Below are 25468 nucleotides of genomic sequence, written 5' to 3'. Positions count from 1 at the left end.
TGTTCCCGGCTCGTTCCGGGCAGTCGTGGGCGTACGCCGACGGTGACCAGGCGCGCTCGCACCGACCGGTCGGCGTCCCGACGGGCGGGGTTCGAGGGCGCCGCGGTGCGTCCACACGGCGCGGTGGACGGGACCCGGGTGGGGGTACGGACACGGGGGCGACCCGCGCTGCGCCGGACCGGATCCCGGCCCGGGTCAGGGGTTCGCGCCGCGGGGACGCCCGGTCGGGACGTCCCCGCGGGGCGGGGACGGGCGGGTGCTCGGGCGGCCCGGCGGACGGGTGGCGGGCCCGTGCTCCCCGGCGCCCGGGCCCGGGGTGACGGGACGTCGGCTCGGATCGGGTTTGCCGGGATGGGTGGGGGCGCCGGCCCGCGGGTTGCGCGTCGGCGATGCGGATGGCGCGGAGCCGCTCGGCTGCGGTCCGTCGCCCCGGACGGGGGTGCAGTAGCCCGGAACGCGGGACCGGCCTCCCGCCGCGGCGACCAGCGCGGCGAACCGCTGCTCGGCCAGGGCCTCTTCGGGGCGCGGGCCGGGAGCGCGGGTGAAGGCCCGGCACAGCTCGGCCAGGTCGGCGGGAACCACCGCGGACGGGCGGCCGGACACCCGTGGGGACGGCGCGTCCGTGACCCGGGTGGCGGGCGCGGGGGAGGCGGCCGGGAGGCCGTGCGCGGGGGCGCCGCCGAGGACCGGGGGGAGGTTGCCCGTACCGGCCGCGACGGCCACACCGCCGAGGGCGGCAGCCAGTACGGCGGCCGCGACCTTCGCACCGAGGAGCGTCGCCGGGGTGCGCAGCGACCGCTTCCGGGGCGTCGGGGCGGGAGCGGTGGGGGCTGCGGATCCGGGTGCGGGTGCGGCTACGGCTACGGCTACGGCTACGGCTGCGGGTGCCGGTGTGGCCGAGTGGGTGGCCGCAGGCGCGGCCGAGGGGTCGGCCGCGGGGGCGAGGCGGGCGGCCCGGAACATGGCCAGGGCGTCCTGCTCGCCGGCCAGTTCGGCCTTCCCCGCCGGAGCGGCGGCGGCTGCGAGCAGCCCCGCGAGTGCCTCGTGGCCGCCCGAGGTGCCGGACGACTCCGCCAACTCCGTTGCCTCGGACATGCCTTGCGTGCCCGACGCCCGCGACCGGGCATCGGCGAGCAACTGCTCGGCCGTGGCGCGGTCGATCCGGCGGGATCGGTGGGTGCTCATGTCGTGCCCTTCAGCGTCGGAGCCGTCGTCGGTGTCACTCCTGGGGCAGAAGTTCTTTCAGACCGCCCCGGATCGACCGCTTCACCCGCTATGCCCCCACTGCCCGCGGCCCCTGCGGCCCCCGCGCCCCCCACACCCTGCTGTTCGAGGAGTTCGGCGAGCCTGCGCAGCCCGCGGTGCGAGGCCATCCGTACCGCCCCGGCTCGCTTCCCCAGCACCCGTGCGGCACTGGCCGCGTCCAGGTCCATGACCACCCGCAGGAGCACGGCCTCCGCCTGGTCGCGGGGCAGGAGGGAGATCAGGGCGAGCGCCGCGCCGGTCCCCATCGTGGTCAGCGCGGCCCCCTCGGTGTCCTCCGCGGCCGCCCGGTCGTGCAGGGACTCCACCGGTACGCTCACGGACGGTCTGCGGCGGCGCCGCCGCAGCAGGTCCATGGCCCGGTTCCGGCCGATCGTCGACACCCAGCCGCGGAACCCGTCGAAGTCCCCGGTGAACGAGCCCAGATCCCGGGATATCTGGAGCCAGGCCTCGGAAGCCACGTCCTCCGCGTCCTCACCGACCAGGACGGTCAGGTAGCGCAGGAGTACCGGCTGCACCGCGCGGAACAGGGCCTGGAAGGCCGCCTCGTCCCCCTGCTGCGCCGCCCGGACGGCATCCGTCATGTCCCCCGGGGCGCTCCGGTTTCCCGGCGCGCGGGCCCCCGGTCTGCCCGCTCCGCTGTCGGCTCCGCTGCCCGCTCCGCTGTCGGCTCCGCCGAACTCCTCCGCAGTGTGCACGCGGGACATCATGCGCCACCCGGACCCGAGGGCTCATCCCCCACCGACGGGCCGCCGGATCGGTTGCTTCGCTCCGGGGCTGGTCAAACGCGGGGACGTTGAGCAAGGATCGCGTCCGCACCGCACCGCACCACGCACGTTCTTCCGGCACCACACGCCCAGCACAGGAGAATGTCCATGCCCCGCCGTACCTCCCGCGGCCGTTCCGCTGCCGTGATCGCGTCACTGACCGTGCTCGGCCTGGCCGTACCGGCCTCGGCCGACGCCTCGGCGCCCGCGTCCGCCCCGCCCCAGGGCCGCGTCTTCATGGTCAACCCCGTCCAGTCCACCGGTGATCAGACGCTCGTCGACGCCAAGGACTCGGCCGGCGCCGTACCGGACTCCGCCTACGCCTCGGCCGCGCTGCGCAACCTGGACGCCGGCGGGGGCCTTTCCGGCCGGTGGGCGTACATCAAGTCGGAGACCGGGGCGCCCGCCGCCGCCCGGGACGCCGGCCGCTACAACCGCGCCGACGACCAATTCGAGCAGGTCATGGCCTACTTCTGGGTCAACGAGGCGCAGGAGTACCTGCAGGGCCTCGGCTTCGGCAGCGAACTGCCCGGGGCCAACGACCGAGCCCAGCCCGTGCGCATCAACCAGTGGGGCGCCGACAACTCCTTCTTCACCGACAAGAAGGCCGAGATCCGCTTCGGCAAGGGCGGCGTCGACGACGCCGAGGACGCGGAGGTCATCGTCCACGAGTACGGGCACGCGGTGCACCACGCGCAGGTCCCCGGCTTCGGCACCTCCCCGGAGGCCGGGGCGATAGGCGAGGCCTTCGGCGACTACCTGGCCGTCTCGGTCGGCGACCACGCCGCCGCCGTCCGCGGCTGGCCGCGCGGGACCGACCCCGCGTGCGTGGCCGACTGGGACTCGGTCGGCTACAGCGCGGCCCCGCACTGCCTGCGCCGCATCGACGGCGACAAGGTCTACGCGGACCGCACCGGGGAGGTGCACGCGGACGGCGAGATCTGGTCCCGCGCCCTCCTCGACATCCGCGGGGCCCTGGGCGCGAGGACGGCCGACCGCATCATCGTCAACGCACAGTTCGACTTCGCCCCCGACACCAGCTTCCGGGACGCGGCGCTCGCCACGATCGCCACCGCACGGAGCATGTACGGGACGAGCGCCGCCGACGCGGTCCGGACGGCGTTCAGGGACCGCCAGATCCCCGGCGTCGGCTAGAGATCGTCTGGATCCTGATCCTCCCGGAGAACACCCGCTAGACCGGGGAGGGTTCGACGGAGGACCACCCCTTGGCGGTGGGGGTGAAGACGATTCCGCCCACCACCAGGAAGCCGGCCGGGCCGTCCGTTCCCGGGCGGACGCCGCCCGGGACGGTGAACCTGCCCGTCTGCTTGCGGGAGGCCAGGTCGATGACCACGCCCGAGGTCCGGCACCGTACGTAGGCCAGCCCGTCGGTCACCACCACCGCGTTCGCGGCCTCCGGGCGTTCCGGGTCGGTGCACTCCTTCGCCAGCGGAATCCGCCACACGGCGCCGCCGGACTCCTGGTTGAGCTCCATGAAGCCCGGTTCGCCGCCCGCCGCGGTCGCCATCAGGTAGACCTTGTCCCCGGCCGCGGCGGGCCCGGACAGGGTCGTTCCGGCGTACGGGAGGTCCGCGCTCCGCTGATGGGCCGGCTCGCCGCGCAGCACACCCGCCCCGTTCTCCTTGCTGCACAGGAAGACGGTGTCGTCGTACACATCCCTGGCCAGCGTGAGCCCACGGGTCTCGCAGGTCCCGGGCATCGCGAACCGGGTGCCGTCCTGGGGGGTCCCGAACGGCAGCTTCTTCCCGGTGGCCCCGTCGAGGGCGGTCACGAAGGTCTGGAACCCCATGTCGGCCTTCTGGGTCCGCCCCTGTACGTACACCCGGTCCCCGTCGACCCTCAGCGCCGGGTAGCCGTCCTCGGATCCGGACACCGGCTGCTGCCACAGGAGCTTGCCGTACCGGGTCTCCAGGGCGGTGACCGTGCCGGAGGCGGAGACCGCGAACACCCGGCTGCCGTCGGCGTCCAGGACCGCCCGCTTCAGCTTCTCCTTGGTGGGGAACTCCCACCGGGGGGTGCCTTCGGCGAGGTCCAGCGCGGTGAACCCCTTGCTGCCGGGCACGATCACCGTGTGGGTTCCGGCCACCGTCCCGGGTGCCACCAGCGGGGGCTGCCCGTCCACACCGTCCTGCAGCAGCTGCCCCCACAGCAGCTTGCCCGTCGCCGCGTCGTACCGGTTGAGCCCGTCGCCCGAATGGTCCTTGCCGGGGTCGGGCGACGTGCACACCAGGGAGTAGGCCGCGTACACGCAGGACGCCATCTCCTTGATGCCGTCCCAGGCCCGCCACCCGGCGGGGCGCCGGGCGGGGGAGTCCGCGTAGGCACGGCTGCCGCCCGGGCTGCCGCCGTCGGTGGCCAGGTACGGGGCGAGGCTCCCGGTGGGCGTCGGCTGGGAGGGCGTACGCGATGCGCCGCCGGAGGGGCCGGGTGTTCCGGAGGACGAGGCGGGGGCCTTGGCGTCGTCCCGTGTGCCGCCCTCCCGCGGGGCGAACCCGAAGTAGTACCCGCCGCCGACCAGCAGCGAAGCCACGAGTACCCCGGTGAGCAGGGCGCGTCGGCGCGGCCCGGACATCCGCCGTGGCCGCAGGGCCACCGGGTCGCCGGCGGGGCCGGTCGGGGGCCCCGAAGGCCGGGTGAGCGGCCCGCCGGTGTCCCCGGTCCCTTCCCGGGACGCGGCGGTTCCGGTGCCGTCGGCGTCCGCGTCCGCGTTTGTGCCCGCGTCTGTACGTGCGTCAGCGCCGGCGTCGCCGCCCGCCCCCGGCCCCGCTTCGTCGCCGGCCCGCGAGCCGGTCCAGGTCCCGGCCCCGACGGGCTTACGGGTTTCCCCGCCGCGGCCGTCGCCTTCGCGGAGCGGGTTCTCCCAGTCGGCCGCCGGGATCCGCGCCAGCGCGGCCAGCAGCTCGTCCGGTCCCGGCCGGGCGGCCGCCTCCTTGGACAGGCAGGCCGCGACCACGGCCCGTAGCGGATCGGCCAGCTCCGCGATGTCCGGCGCCTCCGACACCACGCGGTAGGCCGTCATGTAGTGCGACTCCGCGTCGAAGGGCCCCCGCCCGGTCGTCGCGAACGCCAGTACCGAGCCCAGTGAGAACACGTCCGACGAGGCCCGCACCCGGGCCGGGGCCGACAGCTGCTCCGGCGACATGTACGGCGGCGTCCCCAGGATCTGCCCGGTCGAGGTCAGCGTCTGCTGCCCGGCCGCCCGCGAGATCCCGAAGTCGATGACCCGCGGCCCGTCGTCCGTCAGCATGACGTTGTCCGGCTTCAGGTCACGGTGGATCACCCCGGTGGTGTGCAGCTCGCGCAGCGCCTCCACCAGTCCCAGCGCGAGCACGCGCAGCGCGCTGCCGCGCAGCGGCCCGTCCGCCTTCACCCGCGCGCCCAGGGTCCACCCCGGCACCAACTGGGTGGCCATCCAGGGCCGTTCCGCGTCCGGGTCGGCGTCCACCACCGCGGCGGTGAAGGCCCCGCTCACCCGCCGGGCGGCCGCCACCTCCTGCCGGAACCGGGTCCGGAACTCCGGGTCGTCCGCGAACTGCTGGTGCACCAGCTTCACCGCGACGAGCCGCCCGGAAGCGGCCCGCCCCGAGTACACCGTGCCCATCCCGCCGGAACCCAGCCGGGCGATCAGGACATACCCGCCGATCGCGCGCGGATCCCCGTCCCGCAGTGTCATGTCCCGCCCCACCCCACCGAGTACATCCGTCGGCGGCACCCTATCCCGGACCTGCGCACTTGTACCGCGAAGGCCCCGGCCCGCGCGGACCCGCGGGCGTCACGCCGAGCGCAGCGCGTCCGTGGGGGAGGCCCGGGCGGCCCGCAGCGCCGGATAGAGCCCGGCCAGGGCGGCCACCACCACCGAGACCGAGGGCCCGGCGACCAGGGTGTAGAGCGGGATGGCCGCGGGCCAGCCCTGGACCAGCGCGTAGCCGTACACGGTCAGGCTGCCGAGGAGCAGCCCGCCCATCCCGCCGATGAAGCCCATCAGCACGGCCTCCAGCAGGAATTGCGCCGAGATCTGGCCGCCCCGGGCGCCCAGGGCGCGGCGCAGCCCGATCTCGCCGCGGCGTTCCATGACGCCGACGACCATCGTGTTGGCGATCCCGACACCGCCCACCAGCAACGCCACGCCGGCCAGGACGAGTACGAGTGCGGTGAGGCTGTTCTCCGTCTCGGTGCGGGCCAGCAGGAGATCGGACGGCCGGCTCACCGCGACCATGGTCGGGCTGGCGGGGTTCGCGCTGGCCGCGGCCACCGCCTGGACCTGGGGCACGCGTTCGGAGTACGACCGCAGGTAGACGGTCGCGGCGCTGCCGTCCGCTCCCAGGTGGGCGACCGCCTGGGGCCAGCCGACCAGGGCCGCGGTGCCCAGTTCGGGGGCGAGTTCGTTCGGAGCGAGGATGCCGAGGACCTGGTACCACTGTCCGCCCAGCCACACCCGTTCGCCCGGTCCGGTGACGCCGAGGCGCTGGGCGGCCTGGTCGCCGAGCACGGTCACCGGGAGGTTCTCGCTCGCGGCGTCCAGCCACCGGCCGGTGTGCAGTTCGGCGCGCAGCACCTCCAGCAGGTTGAGGCGCGCGGCCAGCACGGTGAGGCTGCCGGTCTGCTGCGCCGGCACCAGGTCGTTGCGGTACACCTGGGCCTTGGTGGCCCCGGTGGCGGTGGTCCGCTGCACGGGCGCGATGGCGGAGAGCATCTTCTCCGCGGTGAGCGGGAGCGGCACCGGCTGCTGGTCGGGCCCCTTGCCGGGGGCCACGGTGATCAGGTTGGAGCCGAGCTGGTCCAGCCGTGCCAGCAGGTGCTGCTGGTTGGAGTTCGAGATGCCGGTGACCGCGACCACGGCGGCGATGCCCAGCGAGATGCCCAGCGCGGACAGGGCGGTACGCATCTTGCGGGTACGCGGCCCGATCATGCCCAGGCGCAGCAGGTCCATGGGGCGCAGCCGGGTGCGAGGCATCTCCATCGGTCGGCCCCGCATAGGTCCGCCCTTCCTCGGTCGGTGCTTCATCGGCCGGCTCCGGCGGGCTCCGGGAGATGTTCGTCGAACTCGATGCGGCCGTCCTGGATGCCGACCCGCCGGGGGAACGAGGCGGCCAGCGAACGGTCGTGGGTGATGACCACCACCGTGGTGCCGCCCGCGTTGAGGGTGTGCAGAAGCTCGACCACGGCGGCGCCGGACACACTGTCCAGGGCCCCGGTGGGCTCGTCGGCGAGCAGCAGCGCCGGGCGGCCGATCAGCGCGCGGGCGATCGCCACGCGCTGCTTCTCACCGCCCGAGAGCTGGTCGGGATGGTGGTCCAGCCGGTGCCCGAGGCCCACGGCGCGCAGCGCCTCGACGGCCCGCGCGCGCCGCTCGGAGACCGGCGCCCCGGCGTACAGCAGCCCGGTCGCGACGTTCTCGACCGTGGTGAGTCCGGACAGCAGGAAGAACTGCTGGAACACGAAACCGATCCGGTGCGCCCGCAGCGCGGCCAGCTCCCGGTCGGACAGGCCGGCCAGATCGCGGCCCTCGAAGCGGAGCCGGCCCGAGGTGGGCCGGTCGAGCGAGCCGAGCAGTGCGAGGAGGGTGGACTTGCCGGAGCCGGACGGGCCGACGACGGCGAGGAGTTCACCGGCTTCGACGGTGAGGTCGATGCCGTGCAGGATCCGCAGCGGCGGCGTGCCCGGGTACTCCTTGACGATGGCGGACAACTCCAGGACGGGGGCGGCGTTCGCCGCGAAGGGAGCCGTCACTTCGGGATCACCACCTGCGCGCCGGGCCGGACGTCGCCCGTGATCTGCGCCTTCGCGTCGGCTATCAGGCCGAGCTGGACCTTGACCAGCCGTGGGGTGGGGCCGTCGGAGACCCGCACGCCGTAGCCGCCGCCGTCCAGGGCGAGCAACGCGGTGACCGGAACGATGAGCGCGTGCTCGGCGGTGTCGCCCACCACGGTGATCGAGACCGTGGACTGCCCTGCCCGCTGCGCCTGTTCCTGGGCGTCGAGCACGATCGTCACGGTGGTCTTGGCTCCACCCTGGCCCTGGCCCTGGCCCTCGCCGGAGCCGCCGCCCTCCCCGCCGGAGCCGGAGCCGGAGCCTGAGCCGCGGATCAGCGAACGGATGCGGCCGTCGACGGCGGAGCCGTCGGCCAGTTTGACCCGGACCCGCCCGTCCGGCTTGAACCGGGAGAGCTGGTTCTCGGCCGGCTGCGCGGTGACCACCAGACCCTCGCGGGTGACGGTCATGACCGGGGAACCGGCAAGGGCCGCGCCGAGCTGCGCGCCGACCTGCTGCACGCGTACGGATTCCTGCGGCAGCATGGTGATGCCGCCGAGGGGGACCGTGCCGGTCTCCTTCAGGCCCAGGGACTTCTGCCAGCGCTTCACGGCAGTGGCGGTGTCCGGGGTGAACTTCCGGTCGGCGGCCAAGCCGAGTCCCTTGGCGTGGCCCAGCCGGAGCAGGTTGCGCTTCAGCTGCTCCACGTCGGAGCCGGCGGGAACACCCGGGCCCAGATCGCGCCACATCGGGCGGTCGCCGACCATCAGCACCACCGGCTGTCCGTCCACCTCGTAGAGCCTCTGTCCGGCCTTGACGACGGCGCCGACGGCCGGCAGCCCCGTGAGGGTGCCCCTGCCGGCCGGGAGGACGGGGGTGGGCGCGTCGTACACGAGCGAGCCGGTGAGCTGGATGCTGCTGGACAGCGAGCCCTGCTCCACCGGGGCGAGGCCGAACTCCACGCCGTCCCGCTCGGTCCCCCCGGTGCCGCGGTCCCACGGGCGGGCGACGGCGACGGCCCCGGCCCCGGCCAGCACGGCGACGAGCAGCAGCGGGACGAGGACCCTGCCGCGCTTCTTCCGGCGCGCTACGGGCTCCGCGGGCTCCGCGGGCTCCGCGGGTTCCTCGGGCCGAAGGGGCCCCGCAGGTTCAAGGGGTTCCACGGGCTCCACCGTCCGGGTCACGGTCACTCACCGATCCGGTAGCCCGGCAGCGGGAACTGCGCATCGCAGGCGCGCGCGGCGGCGTCCCACTTGGCCGCGTCGAACACGGCGCGCGGGATGACGACCACGCCCTCCTTGGGATCGGGGTCCGGCATGTCGGCGTAGCCGTTCTTGCGAGCGCATTCGACCCACTTGCGGGCCATCTCGACGTACTTGGCGTTGTCGGCCTGCTGGACCTGGTGGATGCCGGGCACCTTCTCGTCGCACAGCCTGCTCGCGGCGTCGTACCCGGACGGCAGACCCGTGTCCGTGCTCGCCGCCGGAAAGCCGATGTTGCCGTCCTTGTCCTGCTCTACGCTCGTCTGCCCCTGCTTGTGCATGCAGTCCACCCAGGCCCGGCGGACCGCGTTGTCGTCCTGCGGCTTGCTCTGACCCCCGCGCTCGCCCCCGGCGACCTCGGGCGCCGGGGCGGCGGCGGAGCAGCCGGCCAGGGCCAGCACCGCCGCCGTGGCGGCCGCGGCCGGCAGTGCGCGCAGGCCTCGTAGACCTCGTACGGACCGTTCGCGTATCGCGGCGGATGAGCTTCGCATGTCCCACACTCCCTGAGCGTTGCCGATGAACGCCCAAGTTCTACGGTTCGCGCGGTGAGCCACCGGTGATCGCGCGCCTAACCACCGGCTAACCCCCCGGCGGGCAGGCTGGTCCCCGGCGCCGGCCCGCAGGGAACAGCGGCGGCACGGGCGAACGGAGCGGGACGCGATGCGGGTGCTGATTGTCGAGGACGAGCGGGAACTGGCCGTGATGCTCGCCGAAGGGCTCCGCGACGAGGGGATGCTCTGCGACCTCGCCCACGACGGCCTGGAGGCGCTCCGGCGGACCGGTGAGGCCGACTACGACGTGGTGATCCTGGACCGGGACCTGCCCGGACTGGGCGGCGACGCCGTGTGCCGCGCGCTCCTCGCGATGGACCACCCCGCCCGGATCCTGATGCTCACCGCCGCGGACACCCTGTCCGACCTGGTCGAAGGTCTCGGTCAGGGCGCCGACGACTACATGACCAAGCCCTTCTCCTACCTGGAGCTCGTCGCCCGGCTGCGCGCGCTCGGCCGCCGCGCCGCGGCCGGCCGGGCCGAGGTCGTGCTCAGCCGGCGCGGAATCAGCCTCGACACGGTGCGCCGCGTCGCCGAACGCGACGGCCGCCCGCTGCACCTGACGCCGAAGGAACTGGGCGTCCTGGAACTGCTGCTGGCCGCGGACGGCGCCCCGGTCACCACCGAGGAACTGCGGGAGCGGCTGTGGGACACCGGACTCGACCCGGCCACCACGGCGGTCCGGGTCACCGTGCACGCGCTGCGCCGCAAGATCGGCGATCCGCCGCTGATCGTGCACGACACCGGTTACGGATACCGGCTGTGAGCCGCCTTCGCCTCCGCCTCCGCCCCGGCCGCCTCCCGCTGCGCGCCCGGCTGACCCTGGTGACCACGGCAGTCTTCGCGGTACTCGGCTGCGGGGTGCTGGCGCTGAACTGGCTCAGCTCGCGCCAGCTCATCGAGGCCAACCGCGACATCATCATCGCGTCCGCCGGAATGCCGGAGGCACCGTTCCCCGATTCGGGGACGGTCGAGGTGCCCCCGGAGGCGGCCGAGGTGCCCCCGGGGACCGCCGACGTACCCCCGGGGTCCACTCAGGCCGCCCTCACGACCCCAGCCGAGGCCTTCGACAACTTCCAGCACGCCATCCTGGGCGACCTGCTGGCCCGCTCCGCGGTGCTGCTCACCGTCTTCACGGCGCTCGCCGCCCTGCTGGCCTGGTGGGCGAGCCACCGCTCCCTGCTCCGGCTCCACCAGGTGACCGCGGCCGCACGGCGGATCAGCACCGGCAGCAGCCTGGACGAGCGGCTCGCGCTGGACGGTCCGTACGACGAGATCCGCGAACTCGGCGACACCTTCGACGCCATGCTGGACCGGCTCGACCGCAGCTTCACGGCCCAGCGCAGTTTCACCGCGCACGCCTCGCACGAGCTGCGGACCCCGCTGACCGTACTGCGCACCGCGCTGGAGATCCCCCTGGCCCGCGGCAGGGTCCCCGACGACCTGCGGCCCTCGGTGCTCCGCGCGCTGGACGCCAACGTGCGGATCGAGCGGCTGATCGCGGCCCTGCTGACCCTGGCGCGTGCGGAGACCGCCGGGCTGGCGCTGCGGTCGACGGATCTGGCGGACGCCGCCCGGGCCGCGGCCCAGGAGCTGGCGGAGGAGGCCGGCAGCGCCGGGATCCGGGTCACGCTCGACGCGGGGCCCGCGCCGCTGGACGGGGACCCCGCGCTGCTCCGGCAGGTCGCGCTCAACCTGCTGGCCAACGCGGTGCGCCACAACCACCACGACGGCACCGCGGTGATCAGGACCGGAGCCGCGGACGGCACGGTGTTCCTGGAGGTCTCCAACACCGGCCCCGTCCTGCTGCCGGAGGAGGTGCCCGCCCTGTTCGCACCGTTCCACCAGGGCCGGGAGCGCGGCAGCGGGTTCGGGCTCGGGCTCGCCGTGGTCCGGGCGATCACCGCCACGCACCACGGCGAGATCGTGGCCACGCCCCGCGCGGGCGGGGGACTCGACGTCCGCGTTCTGCTGCCGGCCCGCAGCGGGCGCGGGGCCCAGCGGAGTTGATCCGGTCGAGCCGTATCGGGCCGATCCCCGTCAGGCGGTCGCCCGGCCGCCCTCCGGACCGTCCGGCGCTCCGGGCGCCCCGCGATGCCTGAAGTTGACTGCCGAGGCCCTGGCCAGCGCCAGGGGGTTCAAGAAGCGCGCCGGACCGATCAGCCGGGACGCGAACCGGTGCATGTGCCGCGCCATCGACGCATCGCGGGCCGCCGCCGAGAACACCAGCTTCTCCCCGGGATTGAACGGACGGGCCTTGGCGAAGTCGACCGCCAGGCCCTGGTGCCCGCGAAGCCGCCACTGGTGCCTGCGCCCGTACCGGGAGAGCGACTTGTCGAGATCGCCCCGGCCGGTCAGTGCGGGGGCGACCGCCTCGGCCAGCCACTGCGCGCTCTGCAGGGCCCACCCGCATCCCACTCCCCACAGGGGGTCGCCGGTGAGGGCGGCGTCGCCGACGAGCGCGATGCCCGGTGCGGTCGGCTTGCGGTTGAGGAGGGGGTAGTCGACCGCGCCGATGATCTTCGAAACGCGCTCGGCGGAGTCGATGGGCGGCGCCTCGGGCAGGGCCCGGACGAACGCGGAGAAGCTGCCCTCCAGGTCCTCCCGGAAGGCCGGGAGCCGCTTCTTGTCCGGGAGCACCGCGATGACGGTCACCCCGTCGTCGTTCGGGAAGGCGTACGCCATGTCCGGTTCGAGGAACCAGGTCTGGCCGACCCCGCCGGGCAGCGGAAGGCCGCGGTAGTGCGCGAGGTAGCCGAACCGCGTGTTCTCGTACTTCCGGGTGCGGATCCCGGCGAACTCCGCCACGGCCGAGTCCTTGCCGTCGGCGCCGACCACCAGACGGGCCCGGATCTCGCGCTCGCCGTGCGGGGTCGACGCGCGGACCCCGACCGTCCGTCCGGCTTCCCGGAGCAGCCCGGTCACGCGGTGGCCGAGCAGCAGATCGACGCCGGGGGTCTGCTCGGCACGGGACCTGATCAACGGGTCGAGGGTGCTGCGCCGGACGTTGTACCCGTGCGGCAACTCGGGTCCTCCCGGGGCCGCCTTCGGCTCGATCCATCCCCAACGGGTGTACCAGCGGGCCTCGTTGCCGAGGGCTCCGGCCTCCTTCAGGGCGGGGAGGAGCCCGAGTTCGTCCAGCACCGGATGGGCGTTGGCGGTGATGGAGTGGGTGCACAGCACCTTGTACGCCCCTGGGTCCGATCGGCGCTCCAGCAGTGCGACGCGGACGCCGCGCCGGGCGAGCAGGATCGCCGCGGCACTGCCCGCGAGGCTGGCTCCGCTGATGACGACGTCGTAGTCGTGTTCCGCGCTCTCAGGCGTGGGCATGCGCTGATCGCCCCCTTCGGGGTGTGGTGCCGCTGACGGGAGGTGGAGTGGTGCGGCTTCCACTGGTGTCATGCCCATGAAGACTTGTCAAGATCGCGTCGACCGCGAAGTCCGGGCCGGCGCGGCCGCCTTGTCGTACGGCGGCCGCACCGGCCCGGAGCGTCACGGCCCGGACCGCGAGGCTCCGGACCGTGACGCTCCGAACCGTGAAGGGCGACCTCAGTCGTCCAGCTCCAGGCGGTGGACGCCGCCCTGGTCGACGCCGGCGAAGAGGTACCGGCCGTCGGGCGAGGCCGCCAGGGACAGCACGTCCTTGTTCGGCATCGAGCGGGAGACGTTGTGCCAGGTCAGCCCGGAGTCGGTGGAGCGCAGCACACCGCGCCCGCCGGTGGGGGTGAAGTCCATCCAGCGGGTGCTGGTGCCCGCGTAGAGGGTGTTGCCGACCTTGAGGAGGTCGGAGACGCTGATCCGCAGGGCGCCGGTGTCGGCCTTGGTGAAGGTCTTGCCGCCGTCCTTGCTGACCCGGATCGCCTGGCCGCCCGTGACCATGGCGCCCGCCGTGAACTCGATGGCGTGCACCTCGGCTTCGGACACCCGGGTCATGGTGGCCCCGAAGTCGTCCGAGTGGAACAGCCCCCACCAGCCGCCGAACCAGATCCGCCCGGGCTTGCCGGGGTCGGCCACGATGGTGTCGTAGTAGCGGCCCTGGTCGAAGGTCTTCCAGTGGGCTCCGCCGTCGGTGGTGGTGTACAGGCCCGCCGAGTCGGAGCTCTTGTACGAGATCATCATCCGGTCCGGGTTCCCGGGGTCGACCAGGAACGCGGTGCCGTTCGCCTCGCGCGTGGCCACGTCCGACCAGGTCCGGCCGGCGTCCGCGGTCTTCTGCAGCACCACGTTGTAGAGGTGGTTGACCAGTTGCCAGCCGGACTTCGGGTCCGCAGCGGACGGCTGGAAGCCGACGACATTGCTACCGGTCGTGCCCTCGCGCTCCGCCGCACCCCACTCGGGGTTCGCGGCGGGCACCGTGGTGCGGTAGGTGCCGACCGAGGTCCCGGCGAGGAGCTGGTTCCCGAAGGTCGCCAGCGCGGGCACGGACTCGCCCTGGACACCGATCCTTCGGTAGCCGCCCTCCCGGGTGGAGCGGAAGAGACCGGCGCCGCCGGAGCCGATCGTGTGGGAGCCGTCGGCCCAGCGGTCGTAGTCGTAGACCACCGAACCCGGTACGGGCTGCGCGGTCGTGGTCCACGTACGCCCGCCGTCGCGGCTCAGGGCGCCGGTTCCGCTCAGGTCGTCCTGGTAGATGTCGCCGCCGGAGACGTCGACCAGACCGCTGAAGGTGCGGCTGGTCTTCTCGACGCTGCGGCCCCCGTCACGGCTCACGTACAGGCCCGAGTCCTGGCCCTGCACCTTGATGGCGAGCAGCGCGCCGTCGGCGTCGAAACCGCCGATGAGCTGCACGCGCGGCGTGGTCTGGAAGACCTTCTGCGCGGGCTTGGGGGCGCCGGTGACGAAGTCGCGGATCACCCAGATCGCCTGGCCGGCCCAGAGGTACAGGTCATCGCCGCCGATCACGCTCTTGGCGACGTACCCGGTGATCCCCGTGAGGTCGACCGGTGTCCAGGTGGCGCCCCGGTCCCGGCTGACGAACCGCTCACCGGTGTACTCGGACGTGGCGAGCAGTACGCGGGTGCGGGCATCGGCGCTCAGCTCGGTGATGGGGGCCGGCGGACCGGCCATCCGCTCCCAGCTGCGGCCGCTGTCCTCGGTGCGCATCAGCGCGCCGCCCTCCGGGAACGCCGACGGGTGCGCGCTGACCACGGCTTCCCACCAGCGGTTCGGATTGCGGGAGTCGATGACCAGGGAGGGCTCGGTCAGCGCGTTGCTGACCGGGGTGTGGCCCCGCTGCTGCCAGTTCTTGCCGCCGTCGGTGGTGAGCCAGGCGCCCGGGCGGGTGCCCAGGGTCATCACGGCCCGGTCCGGGGCGCCGGGGGCCAGCTGGGTGGTGCCCACGGCGCTGTTCGGGCCGACCGCCTTCCAGTTCTTGGCCTTGGACGCCGCCAGGGTCACCTCGAAGGCGCCCGTACCGTACTGGCGCACGGCGGTGGAGGTGGTGGCGCGGGCGGTCATCGTGTGGACGCCCGAGCCGAGGCCCGTGAAATCGGCCCGGTAGTAGGACGGGTCCGAGGTGGGCGCCGTCGCCTTGGTGTAGGCCTTGCCCTTGGGCGGGGTGACCGTCAGCACCGGCGGGGTGGTGAGGGGCGTCGGGCTGTAGACGTAGACGGTGGTGGAGCCGTCGTTGGACGGGTCCTCGGCCGGGTCCACGTACAGCGGGATCGCCGCCATCAGGTACGGGACGGTGAGCGCCCCGCCCTCCCCGGGGGTCTCGGGGGTGAGGGTGACGCGGCCGCTCAGGTAGTTGGTGGCGTAGTCCGTGACGTCCGGCCGGTCGCGCTCGACGGTCAGCGTGACCTTCGCGGTGCCGCCCGCCGGGATGTCGACGTGGTCCGGGGTGACGGTGGCGGGGCCGGTGACGGTCACCTTGCCGCGCAGAGGTGCGCCGCCGGTGTTGTGGAAGGTGACCTCACGGCTGCCCGTGACCTTCGGCTGGTCCATGTGGGCCAGGCCGAAGGAGACGGTGGCGGGGGAGGCGTACAGCCCGGTCCGGGCCGCGGCGGCGGTGTCGAGCCGGCCGCTGCCCTGCGACTGCAGGTCGGGGCCGTCGAGCGGCTTCGCGGAACCGATCACCTCGGCGCGCAGCCGGTCCGCGGGGCGGTCCGGGTGCAGCTGGCGCAGCAGCGCCGCGGAGCCCGCGGCGAGCGGCGAGGCCATCGAGGTGCCGGACATCCGCCGGTAGCCCGTGGGCTCGATGCTCTTGGGCACCGCGGAGAGGATCTCGACGCCGGGGGCGACGATCTCGGGCTTCAGGCCGAGCCGTTCGGAGTCCGGGCCGCGGGAGGAGAACGAGGCCATCTCGTCGGTGGAGTCGCGGCCGCCGAGCACCAGCGTGCCGCCCGACTCGGCCAGCGAGGCGAGCCGCCCGCCCGTCTCGGGGTCCACGCCGGCCACCACCAGCCGGTCCAGGCGCAGGGAGTCGCCGGACTCCGCGGGCGTGGCACCGAGCAGCACCTCGCTCCGGCCGGCGGCCGCGGTGCGGGCGGGTGCCCCTTCGCGCTGAGGCTGGAGCGGGTTCGCGCGGCTCTTGCCGCCCAACACGACCGGGCCGCCTCCGCCGCCGACGCCGCCCACCAGGGCGGCGGCTCCGCGGCGCTCGGCCTCGCGCCAGGTCTCCAGCTCCTCGGACCACACGTCGTACGGGTTCACGGCCGGCGGGATCGCGTACAGCACGACCTTGCCGGTGACGTCGCCCGCCTTCGCCCAGTCCTCCGCGGTGCCCATGCCGATGTTCACGACCCCGGCGGTCACCGGCGCGGCCGGCGGGTTCGCGGACCGTCCGCCGCGGTAGCTCTGCAGGGTGTCGCCCGCCACCGTGAGGACGGGCAGCCGGATCCCGCTGGTGGAGGCGCCGACGGCGATGACGCCGGGGGCGGCGGCCGGGGAGCCGACGGTCCAGTAGCCGGGACCGGAGTTGCCGGCCGAGGCGAAGACCAGGGCGCCGGCGTCCACGGCCGCGGACGCGGCCCGGGAGAGCGGGTCGCTCGCGGTCCCGGCGCTGTTGCCGAGGCTCATGTTGATGATGTCGGCGCGGTGCGGGTTGGCCGGGTCGATCGCCGCTTCGATGGCCGCGATGATGCCGGAGTCGTCACCGCTGCCGTTCGCGCCGAGCACCTTGTACGCCAGCAGTTCGGCGTCCGGCGCGGCGCCGGTGATGCCGCCCGAGGCTGCGGCCTTGCCCGCGACGATGCCCGCGACATGGGTGCCGTGGCCGTTGTCGTCCATCGGGTTGGCATCGTTGTCAACGAAGTCCCAGCCGCCGACGACCTTGTGGCCCTCACCGAAGCCGCCGCCCAGATCGGGGTGGGTGTAGTCGACCCCGGTGTCGATCACGGCGACGGTGACGCCCTTGCCGGTGACCTTGGCGCCGCCGGGGTCCTCCCGGGCCCACAGGGCCGGGTTGCCCACGACCTCGTTGGCGTCGGTGTCCAGGGCGCGCGAGGTGCCGGCGGGGCTGACGGACTTCACGCCCGGCAGCTTCCGCAGCTTCGCCAGGTCCTGCGCCCCGACGGTCATGGCCACGGCGTTGAGCAGCAGCGTGTGCCGGCGTACGGACTTGGCGGTGACGCCGGCGTCCTTCGCCCCGGCCAGGAGCGCGTCGTGCTTGCCGGTCAGGTTCTTGCGCGCGGCCGTCACCTCGGCGGCCTTCGCGTTCCCGGCGTTCTTGGCGGAGCCGGCCGCGGCCTCCAGCCCGGCGGCGCCCTCGAGCTCGACGATGACCCGCTGCGTGCCCTGGCTCGCGGGATCCGGTTCGGGATCGGGGGCGGCGACGGCCGGCGGGACCGAGACGAGCAGTCCGCCGAGCACCGCGGCCACCAGGCCCATGTGCGCAGTTCTTCGGTGTGAGTGACCCATAGGCGGTACCTAATGCGGCCCGGTCCGGATAGGGCAACGATTCCCTGTGGCCCATTGCTGCCGCTGGCACAGGTGGGCCACGATGGCCCGCATGTCCCAGGAACTGGCTGCCGTCGGTATCGACGCCTTCGACGAACAGGTCTACCGCGCACTGCTCGCGCGGCAGGCGGCCGCGCCCGCCGAGCTCGCGGGCGAGCTCGGCGCGTCCTCGGAGCGGGTGGCGCGAGCCCTCGACCGGATGCACGACCGCGGGCTGGTCGGACGGCTGTCCGGCCCCCGGCGGCGCTACGCGGCCATCGACCCGCAGCACGCGGTGGAAGCGCTGATCCAGGAGCGCACGATGGAACTGGGCCGGGTACGGTCGGCCGCCGGCGAGCTGGCCGGACTCTTCGAGGCCGCCCGGCGCGGCGACGCCAAGGAGGTCGAGATCGTCTCCGGCCGGGAGGCGCTGGGCCGCTGGTTCGTACGGCTCCAGCAGGAGGCGAAGCAGCAGGTCCGCACCCTGGACCGGCCGCCCTACGCACTGACCACCGCCAATCCGGTGGAGGAGACGGCGATGCGCGGCGGTCTGACGTACCGCGCGGTGTACGCCCCGGAGGCGCTGGAGTGGCCGGGCGTACTGGACGACATCCGGCGGCTGGTCGCCCAGGGGGAGCAGGCCAGGGTGCTGCCCGGACTGCGCATCAAGCTGGCGATCGCGGACGACGCGCTGGCCCTGATGCCCCTGTCGCTGGACCTGACGGACGTACGGGCGGCGGTGATCCGCCCGTCCTCGCTGCTCGACGCGCTCACGGACTACTGGCGGCTGTGCTGGACCCTGGCGACCCCGCTCCTCGCCCCGCCGGAGGCGACGGCCCCCGGCGAGGAGTCCGGGGAACCCGGCGAGGAGGACCGGCTGCTACTCGCCCTGCTGGTCAGCGGCCTGAAGGACGAGGCGATAGCCCGCCAGTTGGGCTGGTCGGTCCGCACCATGCGCCGCCGGATGAGCCGCCTGCACGACCAACTCGGCGCGGCCAACCGCTTTCAGGCGGGAGCGATCGCGGCCCGACGGGGCTGGATCTGACCGCTTGGGGCTCGCTCTCCGGGTAGCCGCCTCCGTCGCCTCCATCGCCGTACTGGAACAAACACGTGGGCCGTCCCCGGCCGCTCCGTCGGTCGCGCTCAGACTCCGCGCGCCCGGTCGCCGCCCCCTCCGGCCTCGCCATCAGCGCGCGAAATCAAGTTGCCGGCGCCGGGAACGTCCCGGTTAGAGTCCGACGATGACGGCGATGGCGACGACGATGAGGGCGACGACGATGAAGGCGACGATGACGACGCCGACGGACGGGGCCTTCCTCGACGCGGTGCGCCGGGCCGACGTCGGCTGGCTGGCCCGCCATCTCGACGCGCAGGTCTGCCGGCCCGCCGTCCTCGGACTCCTCGTCCGGCACGAGGATTCCCGCGTGCGGTACCTGGGCCTGGTCCTCCTGTCCGAGCGCGTCACCTCGGACCGGGCGGGCGACGAGCAGGAGATGGCCGAACTCGCGGGCCTGCTGCCGGCATCGCCGGCCGGGGTGGCCCCGGAGGAGGCGCTCCTCTTGGCGCGGCTCCACGAACGACTGGGCCCCTACCTCCCGGAGCCCCGCCGGCCGTCGTGGCGTACGGCCGGGCTGCCGGTTCGGGTACGGATCGCCTGGCTGCGCGCCGAGCTCATGAACGATCCGGCGGGAGTGTTCCGGGAGGAGCCTCCGGGCGAACTGCTGTACCAGGCCGTGCGGGAAGCGGCCGTCACGTCCGCGCACCGGCCCGAGGCCCTCGTGAAGGAGCTGGTGGACAGCGGCGACCCGGTGTTCCAGGCCGATGCGCTGCGGCTGGCCCGGCAGGGGCTGCACGCCGGCCTGCTGGCTCCCGTACGGGTCCGCGCCCACGTGATCACCCTGCTCGGCGCGGGCAGCGCCGACCTCGTCGCCGCAGCACTGGCGGAACTCGCCGAACCCTGGGCGGCGTTGGATCCGATCCCCCCGAGCCGGCTGTCGTCCTTCCTCGCCGCCGCTTCGGCGACCGCACGGCCCGAGGCCGCCGACGCCGCACTCACGGCCGCCGCCCACCACGGACACCGCGGCCTGCTGTGGCAGGTCATCGACGATCCGGGTCTGCCGCCGGGTCTTCGCCGACGCGCGATGGAACGGCTCGGTGAGCTGGCCGACCGCGAGGACATCGGCGCCTTGACGGCCGTCGCCGCCCGCGACCCGCTGCTGTTCGGCGGTCCGGCGATGACCTGCCTGCGCGGGCTCCACCGGCGCGGGCACTTCCCGGACGGCCCGCAGGTCCCGTCCCTCATCGGCCTGGCGCTGGCCGATCACACGATCGCGCCCCACGAGGTCGCGACGATCCTGTTCACCTGCCGACGGGAGATGCTCCGCGTCCTGGTGGACGCGCCCGCCGCCGATCCGGGCTGGCCGCGTCGGCTCGCGCTGCTGGTCGCCCTGGCCGGACAGGGGGCGGGGGAGCTCCCGATCGGGGACGCGGTCACCCGGGTCCTTCCCTCGGCCCCCGTGCCGGGGCCGTTCCTCGACGCGATCCGTGCGCTGCGCCACGCGGATGCCGAGGCCGCGGTGATCGCCCTCCTGCCATCGGCGCCCGCGGCGGCCCTGGAGGCCCTGGAGGCCATCGGCGGGCCCCGTACGGCGACGGCTCTCAGGGAAGGGCTCGGTCTCGCCGCGGACCGGACGCGGAACGGCACGGGAGGGATCGCGCCGCACCTCCGCGCCGTGCGCAGCCGGGCACTTGAGGTGCTGTGGCATCTGACCGACGATCCGGCACGGCGGCGTGCGCTCCTCGTACGCCTCGATCCCACCGATCTGCCGGCCCGCATCGCGGCGGACCTCGGCGGGCCGGACGAGCGCGAACTGGCGCTCCTGAGCTCCCATCTGGACCCGGACGAGCCGGTGGCCGCCCTGTGCAGACTGGCCGCCCACGGCGGCGCCGGTACGCTGCCGGTCATCGCGGACCTGCTGCTACGCGTCGTTGGCGAGCTGGCGGCGTCCGGGGAGCCGGGCGGAGCCGCCCCGCGGCCCGACAGCGGACAGCCGGCCGGGGAGCCCGTGGTACCCCAGGAGATCCTGGACGCCGTACACGGCCTGGGCCGCCGGCTCCACGAGCGGGGACGGATCAGGCCGTCCTGCCTGCTCGACGCGCAGACCGCACAGGAGGCGGGGCACGCCCTCGTCGCGACCATGGCGCTGGACCTGCTGGAGCGGCCCGGACTGTCGAGCGGCGAGCAGGCGATCCTGGTCGAACTCCTGCTCCGAGCCCCCTACGCGGGCACCCGTGCGCGGGCGCACCGCCTACTGCGCCACCGCGACCGGCACGTGCGCAAGCACGTGATCGCGCTGCTCGCCCGGGACGCCACGGGGGACGACGCGCAGGCGCTGTCGGCGACGCTGATCGCGCTGACCGCCGCCCAGGACGTCCAGACCGTCCGACAGGCCCTGCTCGCCCTCGGTCACGCGCGCGCCCGCTGGGCCTCCGGGGCGATCGCCGCATGCCTCGGCCATCCGAACATGAACATCAAGAAGACCGCCGCCACGGTCCTGGTCGCCGCGGGCACCCCCGCGGCGGTGCCGGAGCTGCTCCGCCGGCTCGGGCGTCACGACAATCCGGGGCTGCGCGGCACGCTCGTCGAGGCGCTGCGCGCCGTCCTCGGCGACGCGTACGCGGCGACCGTCCTCGCCGCCGCCGAACACACCGACGACGGCCGCGCCCGCGCCCTGCTGCTGGAAGGCCTCGACCACACACTGCCGGCGCGCTCGGTCCTCGCGCTGCACGACCAGGCCTCACCGGTCGCGCCCGCCCTGCTCGCCCTGGTGGCGACCGGCCGGGTCGGCCTCGCCTCCGGGACGGCCGGGGACCTGTCGACGGCCATGGCCCGGCACGGGATCACCGTGCCCGCCGTGCCGCGGCCGGCGGTGGACGGCAGGGCGGACCCCGACGTCAGGGCGCTGGAGACGCAGGGCTGGCAGCCGACGGTCGCCCTGCGCCTCGCCGCACGGCACGAACTCCCGCGTCCCGTCTGGCTCCGGGAGCTTCGGCCCATGCTGGCGGACTGGCTGCGGCTGGCCGCCGCCGAACAACCCGCCGGGCGAGACCGCGTCCTGCGGCTCACGCTCCGGCTCTGCCCCGCACCGTGGACGGCCGGGGAACTGACCGCCTTCGCCCGGTCCACCGGGGTCCTGCTGGACGGGCTCGCCGGGGCCTGCGCGGAAGACCGGCACGCGCTCATGGCGGTACTCGAAGCGGTCGCACCGACCCTGCCCGCGTTCGAGAAGCAGGCCGTCGCCGAGGCGGTACGGGCACTGCCCCGCGCCCCCTCGGACAGCCCGTCCGCACTGACGCTGCTGCGCGGCCTCGGCGCGGTCCTCGTCCGCGCCGACCTCGACCGGGCACTGGCCTCGGCCCGGCTGGGCACCAGCCCCCGGCAGGCCGAGAGGGCCGCACTGCGGGCCGCCTTCGCAGCGCCGCGGTCGCCTGAGACCACCGGGTCGGCCACCGCCGACGCCGCCACCGACACCACCACCGCTGAGGCCGAAGCCGAAGCGTGGCGGGCCGCCCTGGATGCCGCGGTGCGCACACCGGACGCCCTGGAGGGATTCCGCCGACGCGACCGCCTCGGCCGGGAGGACGAAGGCACCGTCCCGGACTCCCGGGAGCGCCTGACCGCGCTGATCGACGTCTACCCCTCGGCCGGCGCCGAGGTCCGCGCAGCCCTCATCGACTGGATGACGGACATCCAGCCCCTCGACGTACCGCCCTGGACCCTCACCGAAACCGCCCACGCGCCGGCGCCGCGACCGAGGACCGTGCACATCGACGACCTCGACCAACCCCGATCGACCGCACTGCGGGACCGCCTGCTGGCCATGCTGCGGGCACCCGCCCAGGACCGCCGGCACACCGCGGCCCTCGCCCTCCTGGATTGGCCCGAGCCCGAGTGCAGGCTCCCCGTGCTCCGAGCGTTCCTGCGCGGCCGCGTGGACGTACCCGTCAGCGCCGGCCTGGCCCACGCACTGAGCGCCCTCGACGAGAGGGAACTGCGCGCGGAGGAGGTCCTGCACGACAGGGTCGCCCTCGTGGCGAGCCGACTCGACCCGTGGGACCTGGAACCGCTGGTCCCGCTGCTGCTGGAATGGTGGGAGCACGACCCGCCGGCGGGCAGCTCCGCAGCCGGGCGGGCCCTGAGCCTGGTCCCCGCCGACGTACTGGCCCAGCGCCTCGGCGACCGCCTCGACGCCGGTACCTGGGGGTTCCTCGACCTGCTCGCCGGGCGTCCCCTGCTGCGCACCCCCGCGCTCACGGAGACCTGCCGCCGGCTGCGCGCCGAAGGGCGCGAAGACCTCGCGGACGGACTGCTCCTCGTGGAAGGTCCGCTGCGCGGTCCGGACACCGAGCGACAGGATGCGGCCGCACTGGCCGCGCTCCGCGACCGTGGCCCGGCCGCGTCGACCGGTGCGCCGCACCCCCCGTCCCGGCAGGAACTGTTGGATCTGGCCCGCACCGGAGACCCGGCGGGGACACGCCGGGCACTCACGCGACTGTCCGAGGCGCACACCGGTCCGGACGCCGACCAGGACCCCGGACTACGGGACCTGATCGGCGAGTTGCTGCGCCACCCCAAGCCCGGGGTCCGCCTGCACGCCCACCGCACCTCGCGGGCGATGCTGGACCGGCGGACCCACCTGCACCACACGTCGGTCCTGCTGGACGACCCCCAGCCGGACCTGGTGCGCACGGCGATCCGTACCCTCTGCCACGCGGCCTGGGTACCCGCGATCCCCGCGGTGACGGGATTGCTGGAGCACCCGCACCCCGTCGTCCGCAGGGCCGCGGCCGAGGGACTCGTCTCCCTGGGCACGCCGGCGATCCCGGCGCTCAAACACGCCACCGACCACGCCCGCCCCGACAAACGGTCCCTCTACGCGGAGGTCCTCGAACGGATCACGCCTTCCTAGTGCCGTGCCGGGCCCGCCTGCTTCTTCCTCTTTGGTCTACTCGCCTCTGGTCCAGGCCAGGAAGCGGCTGAACAGCCCGCCCTTGGGCTGCGGCGCGGCACCGGAACCCGTACGCGGGGGACCGGAGTTGGCGGGAGCGGAGGGGGGCGTCTGCTGCTGAGCCGCCCAGCCCGCGTTCGATCCGGCGGCCGCGGCCGCCGCGGCCGGGCCCGCTGCCTGGGCAACGCTCCTCGGGGTGAAGCGGATCGGGAGGGTGACCAGCGAGCGGGTCCACGGATTCGGCGCCCAGGTCAGCGACTTGAACGGCACGCGCAGCTCGATGTCGTGAAGCTGGTTGAGCAGTGTCTCGACCGCGGTCACGACCATCATGAAGGCCGGGTCCTTGGCGGGGCAGGCGTGCGGGCCCGCTCCGAACGCCAAGTGCGCCTTGGCGCTCAGCTGTTCGCGGTGCTGCGTCAGCTTCGGGTCGGTGTTGGCCGCGGCGAACGAGATCAGGACCGGGTCGTTGGCCCGGACCACCCTGCCGCCGAGCTCCACGTCGTGTGTCGGGTAGTGGGCGGCGTAGTTGGCGATCGGCGCGAAGTTCCAGAGCGTCCGGGAGACCGCGTCCTCGACGGGGAAGCCGGCCTGCCAGTCCTCGCCGAGGTACAGGGCGCTACTGGTGCCGATGGCCGCGGCCAACGGCGCGGTGCCACCGGAGAGCAGGGTGACCAGCTGGTGCAGCACCTCCTCGTCGGTCAGCTGGGCCGAGTGCTCCATCAGGCGCGTCGTCAGGTCGTCCGTCGGGCGCCGCCGCTTGAGGGCGATCAGCTCGGTGAGCGCCCCGCCGAGCACCTCGTCGGAGCCGGGGGTCCCCTCGAAGAGGCCGCTGATGCCGGCGATCACGCGGTCGCCGATCTCGGGCGGGCAGCCGAACAGGTCGCTGAAGACCAGCAGGGGCAGCGGCTGGGCGTACTCGGCCATCAGCTCCGCCTGGCCGCGGATGTCCGTACTAAACTGACTGATCAGGTAGTTGGCGGACTGCTGGGTCTGCCGGATGAGCTGGTGCTCGTTGACCGTGGCGAGACTGTCCGTGACGGCCCGCCGCAGTCGGGCGTGTGCCGCGCCGTCGCTGAGGAGCGCGTTGGGGCGGTACTCCATCATGGGCAGTGCCGGGCTGTCGGCCGGGACGCGGCCCTCGGCCAGGGCGTTCCAGCGGCGCGAGTCGCGCACGAAGGAGGCGGGGTTCTGCAGGACGTACAGCGCGGCGTCGTAGCTCGTGACGAGCTCGACCTGGACGTCCGGGGCGATGTCCACGGGCGCGCTGGGACCGTAGTGGCGCAGCTCTGCGTAGTGGCTGTCGGGGTCGGCTCCGAACGAGGGGCCGTACATCTGGACGTTCCCGTGCGCAGGGCAGCCGGGGGGTATCTCGTGCGGGTCGTGTGGCTGTTGCATTCCTGCGCTCCTAGCCGAGTTGGGACATGAGGTGTTTCACGAGGGTGATGAGGGCCCGCGCGGAGGAGTTCTCGTCCCGTACGTCGCATTCCACGACAGGGGTCTCGGGGGTGAGGTTCAGGGCCTCGTGGACCTCGTCGAGCGGGTAGTGCGTGGTGCCCTCGAAGTGGTTCACGGCGATGGCGTACGTCAGGCCGAAACGCTCGACGAGGTCCAGGACGGGGAAGGACTCGTGCAGCCGCTCCGGATCGACGAGCACCAGCGCGCCCAGAGCGCCCCGCGAGAGCTCCTCCCACATCTCCTTGAAGCGCTCCTGGCCGGGCGTTCCGAAGAGGTAGAGCACCAGGGTGTCGCTCAGGGTGAGCCGGCCGAAGTCCATGGCGACGGTGGTGGTCGTCTTGTCGGGCGTGCCCGACAAGTCATCGAAGCCCACGCTGGCTTCGGTGATCTCTTCCTCGGTCCGCAGGGGCTCGATCTCGGAGAGACTGCCGATGCAGGTGGTCTTGCCGACCCCGAAGTGACCCACTATGAGGATCTTCACCGCGTGGGAGACGTCTGGATCCAGGTACACGCGT

Annotated in this window: 16 protein-coding genes; 5 read left to right on the top strand and 11 right to left on the bottom strand. The window is 74.0% G+C overall.

What is annotated here, in order from left to right; genetic code table 11:
* Positions 1 to 195: 195 nt before the first annotated feature.
* Both OG276_RS06760 and OG276_RS06755 read right to left on the bottom strand, forming a co-directional pair.
* Positions 196 to 1185 carry a hypothetical protein gene (locus tag OG276_RS06760; RefSeq protein WP_266903561.1) on the bottom strand — a complete coding sequence of 330 codons (990 nt, stop codon included), beginning with the start codon at positions 1183 to 1185 and terminating at the stop codon, positions 196 to 198.
* Positions 1182 to 1970: an RNA polymerase sigma factor gene (locus tag OG276_RS06755; protein WP_323182404.1), complete on the bottom strand. Its 789-nt coding sequence runs from the start codon at positions 1968 to 1970 to the stop codon at positions 1182 to 1184. The genes OG276_RS06760 and OG276_RS06755 overlap by 4 nt, the downstream gene beginning before the upstream one ends.
* Before the next feature lie 168 nt (positions 1971 to 2138).
* On the opposite strand from OG276_RS06755, the gene OG276_RS06750 reads away from it, so the two are divergent.
* The gene (locus OG276_RS06750; RefSeq protein WP_266903560.1) at positions 2139 to 3185 is read left to right on the top strand and encodes a M4 family metallopeptidase; all 1047 of its coding nucleotides are present in this window, start codon (positions 2139 to 2141) and stop codon (positions 3183 to 3185) included.
* A 37-nt stretch (positions 3186 to 3222) separates the two neighbouring features.
* Here OG276_RS06750 and OG276_RS06745 read toward each other — a convergent pair whose 3' ends face one another.
* The 5 genes from OG276_RS06745 to OG276_RS06725 all read right to left on the bottom strand — a co-directional run bounded on the left by OG276_RS06745 (position 3223) and on the right by OG276_RS06725 (position 9555).
* Complete coding sequence (locus OG276_RS06745) at positions 3223 to 5724, bottom strand: protein kinase (protein ID WP_266903559.1); 2502 nt, start codon at positions 5722 to 5724, stop codon at positions 3223 to 3225.
* Between the two features lie 99 nt (positions 5725 to 5823).
* Entirely contained in the window at positions 5824 to 7011 is a 1188-nt protein-coding gene (locus OG276_RS06740; protein ID WP_266903558.1) for an ABC transporter permease, read from the bottom strand.
* Positions 7012 to 7052: 41 nt separating this feature from the next.
* Complete coding sequence (locus OG276_RS06735; RefSeq protein ID WP_266903557.1) at positions 7053 to 7781, bottom strand: ABC transporter ATP-binding protein; 729 nt, start codon at positions 7779 to 7781, stop codon at positions 7053 to 7055.
* Positions 7778 to 8965, bottom strand: coding sequence for a peptidoglycan-binding protein (locus tag OG276_RS06730; RefSeq protein WP_266903556.1), 1188 nt, complete (start codon positions 8963 to 8965; stop codon positions 7778 to 7780). Before OG276_RS06730 ends, OG276_RS06735 begins: the two co-directional genes overlap by 4 nt.
* Before the next feature lie 23 nt (positions 8966 to 8988).
* A complete protein-coding gene (locus tag OG276_RS06725; protein ID WP_266903555.1) occupies positions 8989 to 9555 on the bottom strand; it encodes a hypothetical protein in 567 nt (188 codons plus the stop codon).
* A gap of 169 nt (positions 9556 to 9724) precedes the next feature.
* Between OG276_RS06725 and OG276_RS06720 the strand changes: the two genes are divergently transcribed.
* Both OG276_RS06720 and OG276_RS06715 read left to right on the top strand, forming a co-directional pair.
* On the top strand, positions 9725 to 10381 hold the full coding sequence (locus OG276_RS06720; protein ID WP_266903554.1) for a response regulator transcription factor: 657 nt from the start codon (positions 9725 to 9727) through the stop codon (positions 10379 to 10381).
* Positions 10378 to 11625 (top strand): HAMP domain-containing sensor histidine kinase, encoded by a 1248-nt coding sequence (locus OG276_RS06715; RefSeq protein ID WP_266903553.1) that lies wholly within the window; start codon positions 10378 to 10380, stop codon positions 11623 to 11625. The genes OG276_RS06720 and OG276_RS06715 overlap by 4 nt, the downstream gene beginning before the upstream one ends.
* A gap of 30 nt (positions 11626 to 11655) precedes the next feature.
* On the opposite strand, the gene OG276_RS06710 is transcribed toward OG276_RS06715, so the two are convergent.
* Together OG276_RS06710 and OG276_RS06705 are read right to left on the bottom strand one after the other, a co-directional pair.
* On the bottom strand, positions 11656 to 12945 hold the full coding sequence (locus OG276_RS06710; protein ID WP_266903552.1) for an NAD(P)/FAD-dependent oxidoreductase: 1290 nt from the start codon (positions 12943 to 12945) through the stop codon (positions 11656 to 11658).
* A 219-nt stretch (positions 12946 to 13164) separates the two neighbouring features.
* A complete protein-coding gene (locus OG276_RS06705) occupies positions 13165 to 17442 on the bottom strand; it encodes a S8 family serine peptidase (protein WP_266903551.1) in 4278 nt (1425 codons plus the stop codon).
* A 121-nt stretch (positions 17443 to 17563) separates the two neighbouring features.
* Between OG276_RS06705 and OG276_RS06700 the strand changes: the two genes are divergently transcribed.
* Together OG276_RS06700 and OG276_RS06695 are read left to right on the top strand one after the other, a co-directional pair.
* Complete coding sequence (locus tag OG276_RS06700; protein ID WP_266903550.1) at positions 17564 to 18535, top strand: helix-turn-helix domain-containing protein; 972 nt, start codon at positions 17564 to 17566, stop codon at positions 18533 to 18535.
* A 196-nt stretch (positions 18536 to 18731) separates the two neighbouring features.
* Entirely contained in the window at positions 18732 to 23459 is a 4728-nt protein-coding gene (locus tag OG276_RS06695; RefSeq protein WP_266903549.1) for a HEAT repeat domain-containing protein, read from the top strand.
* 36 nt (positions 23460 to 23495) lie between these two features.
* Here the strand turns inward: OG276_RS06695 and OG276_RS06690 are convergent, their stop codons facing one another.
* Positions 23496 to 24893 (bottom strand): cytochrome P450, encoded by a 1398-nt coding sequence (locus OG276_RS06690; RefSeq protein ID WP_266903548.1) that lies wholly within the window; start codon positions 24891 to 24893, stop codon positions 23496 to 23498.
* A 10-nt stretch (positions 24894 to 24903) separates the two neighbouring features.
* On the bottom strand, positions 24904 to 25464 hold the full coding sequence (locus OG276_RS06685) for an ATP/GTP-binding protein (RefSeq protein WP_266903547.1): 561 nt from the start codon (positions 25462 to 25464) through the stop codon (positions 24904 to 24906).
* Between the last annotated feature and the right edge of the window lie 4 nt (positions 25465 to 25468).

This window comes from Streptomyces sp. NBC_00086 (genome assembly GCF_026343255.1).
In the GTDB taxonomy this organism is placed as follows: domain Bacteria; phylum Actinomycetota; class Actinomycetes; order Streptomycetales; family Streptomycetaceae; genus Streptomyces.
This window is presented reverse-complemented; position numbering and strand designations above follow the sequence as displayed.